Consider the following 13,758-nt stretch of genomic DNA (forward strand, 5'->3'; position numbering starts at 1 on the left):
CCCCACTAGATGTGTGTTTGCTTGCGGTTTCCTGAGAACCGCATGGGTTGTTCGGGCCAAGCACTTGTCGAAGGTACGGTGAACGCGTGAGTGAGAAGCAAGGCACAGAAGCCGGAGAAATGACTGGCGCGCCACAGCGCCGCAGTGGCGCGACGATCGCGCTCGGGGCGGTGGCGGTGCTGCTGGTCGCAGCGATCGCCTGGCTCGCTTGGTTGTGGTGGGGCGTGCTCGAGGGCCGAGGTGTCGCGGCGGAACGCGACCGTGCCCTGACGGCAGCCTATGGCGCCGTGGTCACGATGAACTCCCTCGATGGCGATGATCCCACCGGGACTCTCGAGGAGATTCGCTCCGTGATCACCGGTGAAGAGATCAACGAGCAGATCGACCAGGCCGAGGAGGCTTTGCTCGGCCGTGACACCGCTGGGCGCCGGATCAGCGTGGAGGTGACCGATATAGCGCTGGAGTCCTTCGATCCGGAGGCAGGCCAGGCTGAAGTGTTCGCCGTGCTCAACCAGACGGCGGAGCGCCCCGACACGGGGAACGTCGTGCAGCGGGTCATCGCGGGAATGACGCTGAGCGAGGTCGACGGCAAGTGGCTCGTCTCGGCCTCCGACTATGTCGCTCTCTCCACACCGATCGTGGGTGGTCCTGCCGCAGGGGAGGAGCAGGCCAACCCGGGTTCCCCTGGCGAGGGAGCGCCCCAGCCAGAGGGCGAGCAGGTTCCCGCGCCGGAGGGTGAAGGAACCGCTCCGTCGGACGGCGCGCCGGGGGAGGGCGAGTGAGGGCGCTCGCGATCACTGACCCTGTCACGATGCTCGCGAGCACGCGTGACCGCCGTAGCTTCTTCGAGGGAGAGTAATCATCATGGTGCGACGCAATGCTGCTGGCGGGCAGCGGCCGGAACGTGGTCGCCGCCCAAGGATCGCCGGCCACAATCGCGCCCGGTCCACGGCTGATGCGCAACCGGGCGGCGAGCACGATGCCGGGCCGGGTAGTGGCGAGCCCGTGGGAACGGGCGGTGGCGCAGCCGCTTCGGCAGGACCAGGCGCGCCCCGGTGGCTGATCGTGCTGGTCGTGGTGCTGGCGCTTGTCGCGGCGATCGCTACGGGCGTCTTGGTCGGAACACGGGGAATGTCCGCGCTCGCTGGGGGGCCTGCTGCGGCCGGGCCTGCTGCGGATGGGGCTGGGCCTGCCGCGGATAGGGGCTCGGCGAACCGTGCTTTCGTGGACGAGGCCGCGACCGAGCAGGTCAGGCAGCGCGCAGTGGAGGCCGTGGAGACGATCTTCAGCTACAGCCACGAGACGCTCGATGAGGATTTCGAGGCCGCGCGCGGGTACCTGACTGAATCGATGCGCGAGAACTACGATTCCACCATCGGTGTCACCGAGGATGTCGCCCGGCAACTGGGGGCAGTGGTGGAGACGACGGTTCCGCGGGCGGGAGTGGCGTTCCTGGGCGAGGACGAGGCCGAGGTCCTCGTGCTGACGTCGGTGAGCACCGTGCGGTCCGATGGCGCGGTTGACCAGGCCTCGGGGCCCTTGCGCCTGGAACTGGTCCAGGTCGACGGGGAGTGGCTCGTCGATGCGATCATCGAGCGGTAGGGCTCACATCCTTTGGGGCTGCGTTATCGCCGCTGATTGGGTACGATCTCGTTAGACAGTCGGCAGTGCCTGGTTTGCGCATTTGGAGCGCGGCCGGGCCTGCCTGGCTGTGAGAGCCCCGGGCAGTGCCTGAGGCTCCGGGATGCGGCCTGTCGACGCGACTTGACAAGTGTCGACTATTTTTGCGTGGGATTCGACATCTCCGTTCCGATCGTCTATCGTTGGACGTTGCGCTGGCTGCCTCCTGTACACCACTCGTCCCTCGATCGTGCTTCGTCTCGTCTGATCGTGAGTTGAGGGGTTCGTTCGGGTTGCCTCCAGCGGACTCAATCACTCAGCAAAGCAGACGAAAGCGTTTGCCGTCCGCGAGCCGGGCGGCGCGCGTGAGGTGCTGGAAGGACGCATCTTGGCAGTCTCCCGCCAGACCAGTTCAGTGGCCGGCATTCCCGGAGCTCCGAATAGGGTCTCCTTCGCGAAGATTCGCGAACCCCTCGAAGTCCCTGGGTTGCTTGACCTTCAGTTGGATTCGTTCGAATGGTTGATCGGCGCGGAAAGCTGGCGCGAGCGCGCAGCTTCCCGTGGCGAGGACGCAACCGCCAGCGGTCTTGAATACGTGCTTTCGGAAATCTCCCCCATCGAGGACTTCGCGTCCTCGATGTCGTTGTCCTTCTCCGACCCGCGCTTCGACGAGGTCAAGGCCTCCGTCGAGGAGTGCAAGGAAAAGGACATGACCTACGCGGCGCCCTTGTTCGTCACCGCGGAGTTCATCAACAACGAGACCGGCGAGATCAAGAGCCAGACGGTCTTCATGGGTGATTTCCCCATGATGACCAACAAGGGAACCTTTGTCATCAATGGCACCGAGCGTGTCGTGGTCTCCCAGCTGGTGCGCTCGCCGGGCGTCTACTTCGACAAGACCCGCGATAAGTCCACCGAGAAGGACCTCTATAGCGTCAAGGTGATCCCGAGCCGGGGTGCCTGGCTCGAGTTCGATATCGACAAGCGCGACACGGTGGGCGTGCGGATCGACCGCAAGCGCCGCCAGCCCGTCACGGTGCTCCTCAAGGCGCGTGGCTGGACCGCCGAGCAGATCCGCGAGCGCTTCGGCTTCTCCGAGATCATGATGTCGACGCTGGAGAAGGACAACACCGCCGGCGCCGATGATGCCTTGCTCGATATCTACCGGAAGCTGCGTCCGGGCGAGCCCCCCACCAAGGAGGGCGCCGAGAGCCTGCTCGATAGCCTGTTCTTCAAGGACAAGCGCTATGACCTCGCGCGGGTAGGCCGGTACAAGGTCAACAAGAAGCTCGGCCTGGCCACTGATCCTGCCACGACGACGCTCACCGACGAGGACATCGTCTCCACCATCGAGTACCTCGTTCGCCTGCACTCCGGCGAAACGCTGATGAACAGCGTGAACGACGTCGAGGTGACGGTCCGCACCGACGATATCGATCACTTCGGCAACCGTCGCCTGCGCACGGTCGGCGAGCTGATCCAGAACCAGATCCGGGTCGGCCTGTCCCGCATGGAGCGCGTTGTCCGCGAGCGCATGACGACCCAGGACGTCGAGGCGATCACCCCGCAGACGCTGATCAACATCCGGCCCGTGGTGGCGGCGATCAAGGAGTTCTTCGGAACCTCGCAGCTGTCGCAGTTCATGGACCAGAACAACCCGTTGTCGGGCCTGACCCACAAGCGACGCTTGTCAGCGCTGGGCCCGGGTGGCCTTTCCCGCGAGCGCGCCGGGCTCGAGGTCCGCGACGTTCACCCCTCGCACTACGGCCGCATGTGCCCGATCGAGACCCCGGAAGGCCCGAACATCGGCCTGATCGGTTCGCTGTCGGTCTATGCGCGGGTCAACCCGTTCGGCTTCATCGAGACGCCCTACCGCAAGGTCGAGGGTGGCATCGTCACCGACGAGATCCGCTACCTCACTGCCGATGAGGAGGATCGCTTCAACATCGCGCAGGCGAACTCCCCGATCGATGCGCAGGGCCGCTTCGTCGATGCGCAGGTTCTCGTGCGTCCTCCGGCGACGAGCGACTCCGAGGTGGAGTTCGTCGCGGCCGACGAGGTCCAGTACATGGATGTCTCGCCGCGCCAGATGGTCTCCGCGGCGACGGCGATGATCCCGTTCCTCGAGCACGACGATGCCAACCGTGCCCTGATGGGCGCGAACATGCAGCGCCAGGCTGTTCCGCTGCTGCGCAGCGAGGCACCACTGGTGGGCACTGGCATGGAACTGCGCGCCGCGTATGACTCGGGCGATGTGATCCTCACCGAGAAGGCTGGCGTGGTCGAGGAGGTCTCGGCCGACTTCATCACGATCATGGCCGACGACGGCACCCGGCGCACCTACCAGCTGCGCAAGTTCAGTCGCTCGAACCAGGGCACGTGCATCAACCAGCGCCCGGTCGTCGATGAGGGCCAGCGCGTCGAGATCGGACAGGTCATCGGCGATGGCCCCTGCACCGATCAGGGCGAGATGGCGCTCGGCAAGAACCTGCTCGTGGCCGTCATGCCGTGGGAGGGCCACAACTACGAGGACGCGATCATCATCTCGCAGCGCCTCGTGGAGGAGGACACCTTCACCTCGATCCAGATCGAGGAGCACGAGATCGATGCTCGCGACACCAAGCTCGGTGCCGAGGAGATCACCCGGGACATCCCGAACGTCGCCGACGAGGTCCTTGCCGATCTCGACGACCGGGGCATCGTGCGCATCGGCGCGGAGGTCCGCGATGGTGACGTGCTCGTCGGCAAGGTCACCCCGAAGGGCGAGACCGAGCTGACTCCCGAGGAGCGACTGCTCCGTGCGATCTTCGGCGAGAAGGCCAAGGAAGTTCGCGACACCTCGCTGCGCGTGCCGCACGGCGAGACCGGCAAGGTCATCGGTGTCCGGGTCTTCTCCCGCGAGGACAACGACGATCTCCCGCCTGGCGTCAATGAGCTCGTGCGCGTGTACGTGGCGCAGAAGCGCAAGATCCAGGATGGCGACAAGCTCGCTGGCCGCCACGGCAACAAGGGCGTCATCGGCAAGATCCTCCCCACCGAGGACATGCCCTTCCTCGCCGACGGCACTCCGGTCGACATCATCCTCAACACCCACGGCGTGCCACGACGGATGAACATCGGACAGGTCCTCGAGTCGCATCTCGGCTGGATCGCGAAGACCGGCTGGAAGGTCGACGTCGCCAACGGCATGCCCGAATGGGCGGAGAAGCTGCCGCAGGAAGTCCTCGAGGCACCGCCCAACACGCGCACCGCTACCCCGGTGTTCGATGGCGCGAAGGAGGACGAGCTCGCAGGCCTGCTCGGCTCCACCCTGCCCAACCGCGATGGCGATCACATGGTCGAGGCGAACGGCAAGGCGAACCTGTTCGATGGTCGCTCGGGCGAGCCGTTCCCGTATCCGGTGGCGGTCGGCTACATGTACATCCTCAAGCTGCACCACATGGTCGACGACAAGATCCACGCGCGCTCGACCGGTCCGTACTCGATGATCACCCAGCAGCCGCTCGGCGGCAAGGCCCAGTTCGGTGGCCAGCGCTTCGGTGAGATGGAGTGCTGGGCGATGCAGGCATACGGTGCTGCCTACACGCTGCAGGAGCTGCTCACCATCAAGTCGGATGACGTGGTGGGCCGCGTCAAGGTGTACGAGGCGATCGTCAAGGGCGAGAACATCCCCGAGCCTGGCATCCCTGAGTCGTTCAAGGTGCTGCTCAAGGAGCTCCAGTCGCTCTGCCTCAACGTCGAGGTGCTGTCCTCCGACGGTGCCGCGATCTCGATGCACGACACCGACGACGACGATATCGAGCGCACCGCCGCGAGCTTCGGGATGAACAGCCGCGCGATCTGATGGGAGCGCAAGCCACCGCATCCCCGGATGCGGTGGCGCTCCGGCGCCCGTCGCGCAACACGCGTCTTGGTGCCTTAGCTGAACAAGGTATTGCAGTCCGGCCTCGCAGGCCGGGAACCATTTCCAGCCTGCGAGGCCAATAACCCTTACGGGGAAAGGAAGTTACGTGCTAGACGTCAACTTCTTCGATGAACTCCGCATCAGCCTGGCCACCGCGGACGACATCAGGGCCTGGTCGCACGGTGAGGTCAAGAAGCCTGAGACGATCAACTACCGCACCCTCAAGCCCGAGAAGGACGGACTCTTCTGCGAGAAGATCTTCGGCCCCACCCGGGACTGGGAATGCTATTGCGGCAAGTACAAGCGCGTCCGCTTCAAGGGCATCATCTGTGAGCGCTGCGGTGTCGAGGTAACCCGCGCGAAGGTGCGGCGCGAGCGCATGGGGCACATTGCCCTGGCCGCGCCGGTCACTCACATCTGGTACTTCAAGGGCGTGCCAAGCCGTCTCGGCTACCTGCTCGACCTCGCGCCGAAGGATCTCGAGAAGATCATCTACTTCGCCGCGTACGTCATCACCCATGTCGAGGACGAGATGCGTCACAACGAGCTCTCGACGCTCGAGGCGCAGATGAACGTCGAGAAGAAGGGCGTGGCCGACCAGCGCGACGCCGATCTCGCCGAGCGTGCGCAGAAGCTCGAGACCGACCTCGCCGAGCTCGAGGCCGAGGGCGCCAAGGCTGATGTCCGCAAGAAGGTCAAGGATGGCGCGGAGCGCGAGATGCGCCAGATCCGTGACCGCGCGCAGCGCGAGATCGATCGCCTCGAGGAGATCTGGACCGTCTTCACCAAGATGGCGCCCAAGCAGCTCATCGTTGACGAGCTGATCTACCGGGAGCTCGAGGACCGCTACGGCCAGTACTTCGAGGGCGGCATGGGGGCCGAGGCCATCCAGAAGCTCCTCCTGTCCTTCGACGTCAATGGCGAGGCCGAGATCCTGCGCGAGATCATTCGCAGCGGCAAGGGCCAGAAGAAGATCCGTGCCCTCAAGCGGCTCAAGGTCGTGGCCGCGTTCCAGTCGACGGGCAACTCGCCCGGCGGCATGGTTCTCGACGCCGTCCCGGTGATCCCGCCGGAGCTGCGCCCGATGGTTCAGCTCGATGGTGGCCGGTTCGCTACCTCCGACCTCAACGACCTGTACCGGCGCGTCATCAACCGCAACAACCGGTTGAAGCGGCTCATCGATCTTGGTGCTCCCGAGATCATCGTCGCCAACGAGAAGCGCATGCTGCAGGAATCCGTGGACGCGCTGTTCGACAATGGTCGCCGTGGCCGTCCGGTCACCGGACCGGGCAACCGTCCGTTGAAGTCCCTGTCGGACCTCCTGAAGGGCAAGCAGGGCCGGTTCCGCCAGAACCTGCTCGGCAAGCGCGTCGACTACTCGGGCCGCTCGGTCATCGTCGTCGGCCCGCAGCTCAAGCTGCACCAGTGCGGCCTGCCCAAGCTGATGGCGCTCGAGCTGTTCAAGCCATTCGTGATGAAGCGGCTCGTGGATCTCAACCACGCGCAGAACATCAAGGCTGCCAAGCGGGCTGTGGAGCGCCAGCGCACCCAGGTGTGGGAAGTCCTCGAAGAGGTCATCTCCGAGCATCCCGTGATGCTCAACCGTGCTCCTACCCTGCACCGGTTGGGTATCCAGGCGTTCGAGCCGATCCTCGTCGAGGGCAAGGCCATCCAGCTGCACCCGCTCGTGTGCGAGGCGTTCAACGCTGACTTCGACGGTGACCAGATGGCCGTGCACCTGCCCCTGTCCTCGGAGGCGCAGGCCGAGGCGCGCGTTCTGATGCTGTCGTCGAACAACATCCTCTCGCCCGCATCGGGCCGACCGCTGGCCATGCCGCGACTCGACATGGTGACCGGCCTGTACCACCTGACCCGCCTCGTCGAGGACGGCAAGGGCCAGTACACGCCATCCGCGAAGGATGTGCCGGAGCGGGGCGTCTACGCGTCACCGTCCGAGGCGATCATGGCATTCGATCGTGGCGAGCTTGGCCTGCAGTCGATGGTCAAGATCCGGCTCAACCATCGTCGCCCCACCAAGGACGACGAGCGCGAGCTGTTCCCCGAGGGCTGGAAGCACGGCGACGCATGGATCGCCACCACCACCCTCGGCCGGGTCCTGTTCAACGATCTGCTGCCACGCGACTACTACTTCGTCAACGACGTGATGCCGAAGAAGCGCCAGGCCGTGATCATCAACGATCTCGCCGAGCGCTACCCGATGATCGTTGTCGCGCAGACGGTGGACAAGCTCAAGGACGCTGGCTTCTACTGGGCCACCCGCTCGGGCGTGACGGTTGCGATGTCCGACGTGCTCGTGCCGCCGGACAAGCAGCAGATCCTCGCGGTGTACGACCAGAAGGCAGCGAACCTCGAGAAGATGTACCAGCGGGGCAAGCTGTCGTCCGACGAGCGCCACGATGGTCTCGTCGAGATCTGGAAGCAGGCCACCGATGAGGTCGGCAAGGCGCTCGAGGCGCACTACCCGGACGACAACCCGATCCCGATGATCGTGAAGTCCGGAGCCGCGGGCAACATGACGCAGATCCGGTCGCTCGCCGGCATGAAGGGCCTGGTGACCAACCCGAAGGGTGAGTTCATCTCGCAGCCCATCAAGTCCTCGTTCCGCGAGGGCCTGACCGTGCTCGAGTACTTCATCAACACCCACGGCGCCCGCAAGGGCCTGGCCGATACCGCGCTGCGCACGGCGGACTCGGGCTACCTGACCCGTCGTCTCGTGGATGTCTCGCAGGACGTCATCGTTCGCGAGGTCGACTGCGGCACCTCGCGCGGCCTGGAGATCCCGATCGCGGAGCCCACGCAGGACGGCAGCCTGATCCAGGTCGAGCATGTCGAGACCAGCGCCTACGCCCGTACCCTCGCGGCGGATGCGCTCGACGCGGACGGCAACGTCGTCGTCGAGCGTGGGCACGATCTCGGCGATCCGGCGATCGAGAAGCTCATCGAGTCGGGCATCACCAAGGTGAAGGTCCGCTCGGTCCTGACCTGCACCACCGCCACTGGCGTGTGCGCCATGTGCTACGGACGCTCGATGGCCACCGGCCAGCTCGTGGACATCGGTGAGGCCGTCGGTATCGTCGCGGCCCAGTCGATCGGTGAGCCCGGCACGCAGCTGACGATGCGTACCTTCCACCAGGGTGGCGTCGGTGACGACATCACTGGCGGCCTGCCGCGCGTGCAGGAGCTGTTCGAGGCTCGCGTGCCGAAGAGCCGGACCCCGATCGCGGAGTCCGCCGGTACCGTGCGCATCGAGGACGATGACCGCTTCTTCAAGATCATCGTCACTCCTGATGATGGCAGCGACGAGGTGCACATCGACAAGCTGCCTAAGCGGCAGGGCCTCGCCCGGTTCAAGCACGCCGATGGTGTGGAGCGCATCCTCACCAACGGTGATCGCGTCGAGCTCGGCCAGGAACTGCTCGAGGGTTCCGCCGATCCGCACGAGGTGCTTCGCGTCCTCGGGCCTCGTAAGGTGCAGATCCACCTCGTCAACGAGGTCCAGGAGGTGTACCGGTCGCAGGGCGTGTCGATCCACGACAAGCACATCGAGGTGATCATCCGGCAGATGCTGCGCCGCGTCACCATCATCGATTCGGGCTCCACCGAGTTCCTGCCCGGCTCGCTCGTCGAGCGTGCCGAGTTCGAGTCGGAGAACCGTCGCGTGGTGTCCGAGGGCGGCGAGCCCGCTTCGGGCCGCGCGGTGCTCATGGGTATCACCAAGGCATCGCTGGCCACCGATTCGTGGCTGTCCGCGGCTTCCTTCCAGGAGACCACCCGGGTGCTCACCGATGCGGCGATCAACCGTCGCAGCGACAAGCTCATCGGCCTGAAGGAGAACGTGATCATCGGCAAGCTGATCCCGGCCGGAACTGGCATTGCGCAGTACCGGGACATCCAGGTGCAGCCGACCGAGGAGGCGCGCGAGGCGGCATTCGCTGTCACCTCGTACGAGGACACCTACTTCAGCCCCGACGCGTTCGGGACGAGCTCTGGTGTCGCGGTTCCGCTCGATGACTTCGGCGGATTCCAGGACATGCGCTAGTAGCTAGGCATAACAGCGATGCCCGCTCCCGGATCATCCGGGAGCGGGCATCGCTGCGTTGTGGGGTAGGGGAGGGCAGTCGGCTTCGTCCGCCGCCGCGCGGGGGAACCTCTAGTCGAGTGGCGCGACCCTGGCCTGGGCGCAGGTCTTGCCATCGACGGTGAACCAGCTGGTGAAGGCCTTCTCGTCCTGCCGGATCGCGAGCTGCACCTCGGCGTCGGGGGGAATGGGCGCGAGGTACTCGATGGCGGTGCGGGTGGGCACAGCCTTGAGCTCGGGGCGGCGGTGGAGGATCTCCTCGATGGCCTGGAGGTAGACGCTGTTGTTGACGTGGTCGAGGAGATCGATGTCGACGGCGCGGATGGGGAAGCTGGCGCGGGTGTCGTCCTCGAGGGGTGTCTCGGTTATCCAGGAGCGCCATCGCAAGCGCTGGGTCTCCGCGGTGGCGCCGAGCAACTGCTCGAAGCAATCGGTGATGCGGGTGGGCATCCCGCTGGTGGGGCTGATGTTGATCCAGAATCCCTCGGTCTCGATGAGGCCTCCGGCGGGGGTGGAGAGTCGCACACGCATGGCGCACCAGCGACTCGAGATTCCCGAGCACCAGCGCTCGACGGTGACGGTGTCGGGGAACATGATGGGCTCGATGATGTCGATGACGGTGCGTCGGACGACCCAGAGGGGGTGCTCGCCGCGTGCCTCGACGTGGTCGAGATGATCGAAGCCGGCGTCCTGGAGGTAGCGCGCTATGCCGTCGCGGCGGAGCGTCCGGTGGCGGTCGACGTCGCCGGCGCGGACAGGCCAGGACGTGCGGAAGACGTGGGGGCTGTCGGGGAGCGGGGCGAGGCGTGCGTCGAACATGGATTCCTCGGGGTCGTGCGGCTTCAGCGCGGGACGTGGAAAGTGACGAGGGTACAGGAACCGGGCGCGAGGTTGTCCCAGTCACGCTCGGTGGTGAGCACCGCGAGGGCGGATGTGGGGTACTTGGCGCGGATGCGCTCGGCTGCCTCGCCAGTGTCGTTGCTGGCGAGGGAGAGGGTGGTGTCGGGGATGCCGGGCCAGTGCCCGATGACGAGGAGGGTGCGGATGGCGGGCTCGACGAGCCCGATCTCCTCGATGATGGATCGATCGTCGGCGCCGTAGAGCTCGGGAACGAAGGTGACGGGCGCATCGACATCGGTGGCGGCGAGGGTGTCGCGGGTGCGGCGCGCGGTCGAGCACAGCACGAGGTCGATGCGGGGAGCGTGCTCACGCAGCCAGTCACCGGCGAGGGTGGCCTCGCGCTCGCCGCGGTCGGCGAGGGGGCGGTCGTGGTCGCTTGTTGCCGGCGGGTAGGCGGATTTGCCGTGGCGCAGGAAGATCAAGGTGCGTCCGGTGTCCATGGTGGGCAACCGTAGTGCTGCTCATGGCTGGGGCGCGGGGGAGCGGCGCGGACGTGTCCGGATCGTGCTCAAACCGTTGGGGTGCTGGCTAGCGTGCGGGGAGGGCGGGCCGTGGCCTCCACCCATATTGTGAATTCTCAGGCAACACACAACAAAAAAAGAATCATGCATGCTTGCTTCTTTATCCGCGAGGTGTCACTCTTGTCTCACATAACTCGGCAGATCCGGAAGCGAGCCCATGTCCGATCCCAACCGTCTTGTATCCCAGGTCGTTGACGACCTCGACGCCGAGGGCGACGCCCTCGAGTCCCTTGTCGCGAGCCTTCCTCCCGAGCAGTGGTCGAAGGCCACGCCTGCCGAGGGCTGGACCATCGCCCATCAGATCGGGCACCTCGCCTGGACCGATGCTGCCTCGATCAAGGCCGCCACCGATCCCGAGGCCTTCCAGCAACTCGTCACCGAGGCATGGAGCAACCCTACTGGCTTCGTCGACGAGGCCGCTGAGGAATGGGCGCGGATCCCGCCCGCCGAGCTGCTCGAGACCTGGCGCGCGGGCCGGAGCAAGCTCTCTGATGCCTTGCGCGCGGTCGAGCCAGGCACCAAGCTTCCCTGGTTCGGCCCACCGATGAGCCCGGTGTCCATGGCCAGCGCGCGCATCATGGAGACCTGGGCACATGGCCTCGACATCGCCGACACCATCGGCGCGGCACCGGAGCCCACCGCGCGCATCAAGCACGTCGCCCACATCGGCGTCCGCGCCCGCGACTTCGCCTACGCCGTCAACCAGATCGCCCCGCCCGCCGAGCCCTTCCGCATCGAGCTGGCAGCGCCCGACGGCACAACCTGGACGTGGGGACCCGAGGACGCCGCGCAGCGGGTCACTGGTCCGGCGCTCGACTTCTGCTACCTCGTCACCCGCCGCCGCAACCTCGCCGACCTCGGCCTGAGCGCCGAGGGCGAGGACGCGCGCCAGTGGCTCGGCATCGCCCAGGCATTCGCGGGGCCTCCCGGCAAGGGGCGACCGCCCGCCAACGGCTAGCAGACCACCTCCGATTCCCGTCGCACACCTGAAGCAACAAGGACACCTCATGCCACAACCCACCATGATCCGGGTCGGAAACTGCTCCGGCTTCTACGGCGACCGCATCTCCGCCATGCGCGAGATGCTCGAGGGCGGCGACCTCGATTACCTCACCGGCGATTACCTCGCTGAGCTCACCATGCTCATCCTTGGCCGCGACCGCATGAAGGATCCCAGCCTCGGCTACGCCAAGACTTTCCTCCGCCAGGTGGAGGACACCCTCGGGCTCGCGCTCGAGCAGGGCGTCAAGATCGTCACCAACGCTGGCGGGCTCAATCCAGCCGGTCTCGTCGACAAGATCCAGGAGTTCGCCAAGGCTCAGGGCCTCACCGCGCGCATCGCCCACGTCGAGGGCGATGACCTGCGCGAGCGGGCCGAGGAGCTCGGTCTCGGTACCCCCTTGACCGCCAACGCCTACCTCGGCGCCTTCGGCATCGCCGAATGCCTCAACGCCGGCGCGGACATCGTCGTCACCGGCCGCGTCACCGACGCCTCCGTCATCGTCGCCCCCGCCATCGCCGAGTTCGGCTGGGGCCGCACCGACTACGACCAGCTCGCCGGTGCCGTAGCCGCTGGGCACATCATCGAGTGCGGGACCCAGGCCACCGGCGGCAACTACTCCTTCTTCACCGAGATCCCTGACCTCGGCCGCCCCGGCTTCCCCATCGCCGAGATCCATGCCGATGGCAGCAGCGTCATCACCAAGCACGAGGGCACCGGGGGAGAGGTCAGTGTTGGCACCGTCACCGCGCAACTGCTCTACGAGATCTCCGGCCCTCGCTACGCCGGTCCCGACGTGACCACCCGCATGGACAGCATCGAGCTCTCGCAGGAGGGTCCCGATCGGGTCCGCGTCAGCGGTGTCACCGGCGAGGCCCCGCCGCCGGACCTCAAGGTCTCGCTGAACACCCTCGGTGGCTTCCGCAACCAGATGGAGTTCATCGTCACCGGCCTCGACCGCGAGAAGAAGGTCGAGCTCGCCAAGTCCCAGCTCGAGTCCTGGCTGACCAAGCGCCCCACCGAGCTTCGCTGGGAGTACTCCGGAACCGCGAAGGACGATGCCGAGACCGAGGAGCAAGCCACCTCGCTGCTGCGCTGCATCGTCAAGGATCCAGACCCGAAGGTCGTGGGTCGGCCATTCACCAGCGTCGCCGTAGAGCTCGCGCTCGCCAGCTACGCCGGCTTCACCTTCACCTCCCCGCCCGCCAGCGCCCAGCCGTACGGACTGTTCACCCCCGGCTACGTCCCGCAGGACAAGGTTCCGCACATCGCGGTCCTGCCCGACGGCACCCGTGTCGACATCCCCGCGCCGGAGCAGGCGAAGGCCCTCGCTGACGCGGATGGGCCCGCCCTGCCCGAGCCCATCGAGCCCGGCCAGACCCGCTCCGTGCCGCTCGGCCTCGTCGCGGGCGCGCGCAGTGGCGACAAGGGTGGCAGCGCCAACATCGGCGTCTGGGCCCGCAGCGACGAGGCCTGGGCCTGGCTCGCCCACGCACTCACCGTCGAAGAGCTCAAGCGGCTCCTGCCCGAGGCCAAGGACCTCGAGGTCAAGCGCTACGTGCTGCCCAGGCTCCGGGCCGTGAACTTCGTCATCGAAGGCATCCTCGGCCAGGGCGTCGCCTCGCAGGCGCGCTTCGACCCGCAGGCCAAGGGCCTCGGCGAATGGCTCCGCTCCCGCCACATGGACATCCCCGTCTCCCTCCTCCCCGCATGA

8 protein-coding genes are annotated in these 13,758 nt (G+C 66.3%); 6 read left to right on the forward strand and 2 right to left on the reverse strand.

Annotation, left to right across the window (positions count from 1 at the left end; genetic code table 11):
- Positions 1–86 precede the first annotated feature (86 nt).
- The 4 genes from FXO18_RS07925 (at position 87) to FXO18_RS07940 (ending at position 9,584) form a co-directional block, all read left to right on the forward strand.
- Positions 87–782, forward strand: a complete 696-nt coding sequence (locus FXO18_RS07925; protein WP_149360529.1) for a hypothetical protein — start codon at positions 87–89, stop codon at positions 780–782.
- Between the two features lie 82 nt (positions 783–864).
- Positions 865–1,602 (forward strand): hypothetical protein, encoded by a 738-nt coding sequence (locus FXO18_RS07930; protein ID WP_149360530.1) that lies wholly within the window; start codon positions 865–867, stop codon positions 1,600–1,602.
- A 388-nt stretch (positions 1,603–1,990) separates the two neighbouring features.
- Complete coding sequence (rpoB, locus tag FXO18_RS07935; protein WP_149360531.1) at positions 1,991–5,464, forward strand: DNA-directed RNA polymerase subunit beta; 3,474 nt, start codon at positions 1,991–1,993, stop codon at positions 5,462–5,464.
- Positions 5,465–5,630: 166 nt separating this feature from the next.
- Positions 5,631–9,584, forward strand: a complete 3,954-nt coding sequence (locus FXO18_RS07940; RefSeq protein WP_149360532.1) for a DNA-directed RNA polymerase subunit beta' — start codon at positions 5,631–5,633, stop codon at positions 9,582–9,584.
- A gap of 111 nt (positions 9,585–9,695) precedes the next feature.
- On the opposite strand, the gene FXO18_RS07945 is transcribed toward FXO18_RS07940, so the two are convergent.
- Positions 9,696–10,442, reverse strand: coding sequence for an acyl-[acyl-carrier-protein] thioesterase (locus FXO18_RS07945; protein ID WP_149360533.1), 747 nt, complete (start codon positions 10,440–10,442; stop codon positions 9,696–9,698).
- 23 nt (positions 10,443–10,465) lie between these two features.
- Positions 10,466–10,963: a SixA phosphatase family protein gene (locus FXO18_RS07950; protein ID WP_149360534.1), complete on the reverse strand. Its 498-nt coding sequence runs from the start codon at positions 10,961–10,963 to the stop codon at positions 10,466–10,468.
- A gap of 238 nt (positions 10,964–11,201) precedes the next feature.
- On the opposite strand from FXO18_RS07950, the gene FXO18_RS07955 reads away from it, so the two are divergent.
- On the forward strand, positions 11,202–12,002 hold the full coding sequence (locus FXO18_RS07955) for a TIGR03084 family metal-binding protein (protein WP_149360535.1): 801 nt from the start codon (positions 11,202–11,204) through the stop codon (positions 12,000–12,002).
- A gap of 49 nt (positions 12,003–12,051) precedes the next feature.
- Positions 12,052–13,758 carry an acyclic terpene utilization AtuA family protein gene (locus FXO18_RS07960; protein WP_235900531.1) on the forward strand — a complete coding sequence of 569 codons (1,707 nt, stop codon included), beginning with the start codon at positions 12,052–12,054 and terminating at the stop codon, positions 13,756–13,758.

The organism is Lolliginicoccus suaedae, assembly GCF_008312885.1.
In the GTDB taxonomy this organism is placed as follows: Bacteria; Actinomycetota; Actinomycetes; order Mycobacteriales; family Mycobacteriaceae; genus Lolliginicoccus; species Lolliginicoccus suaedae.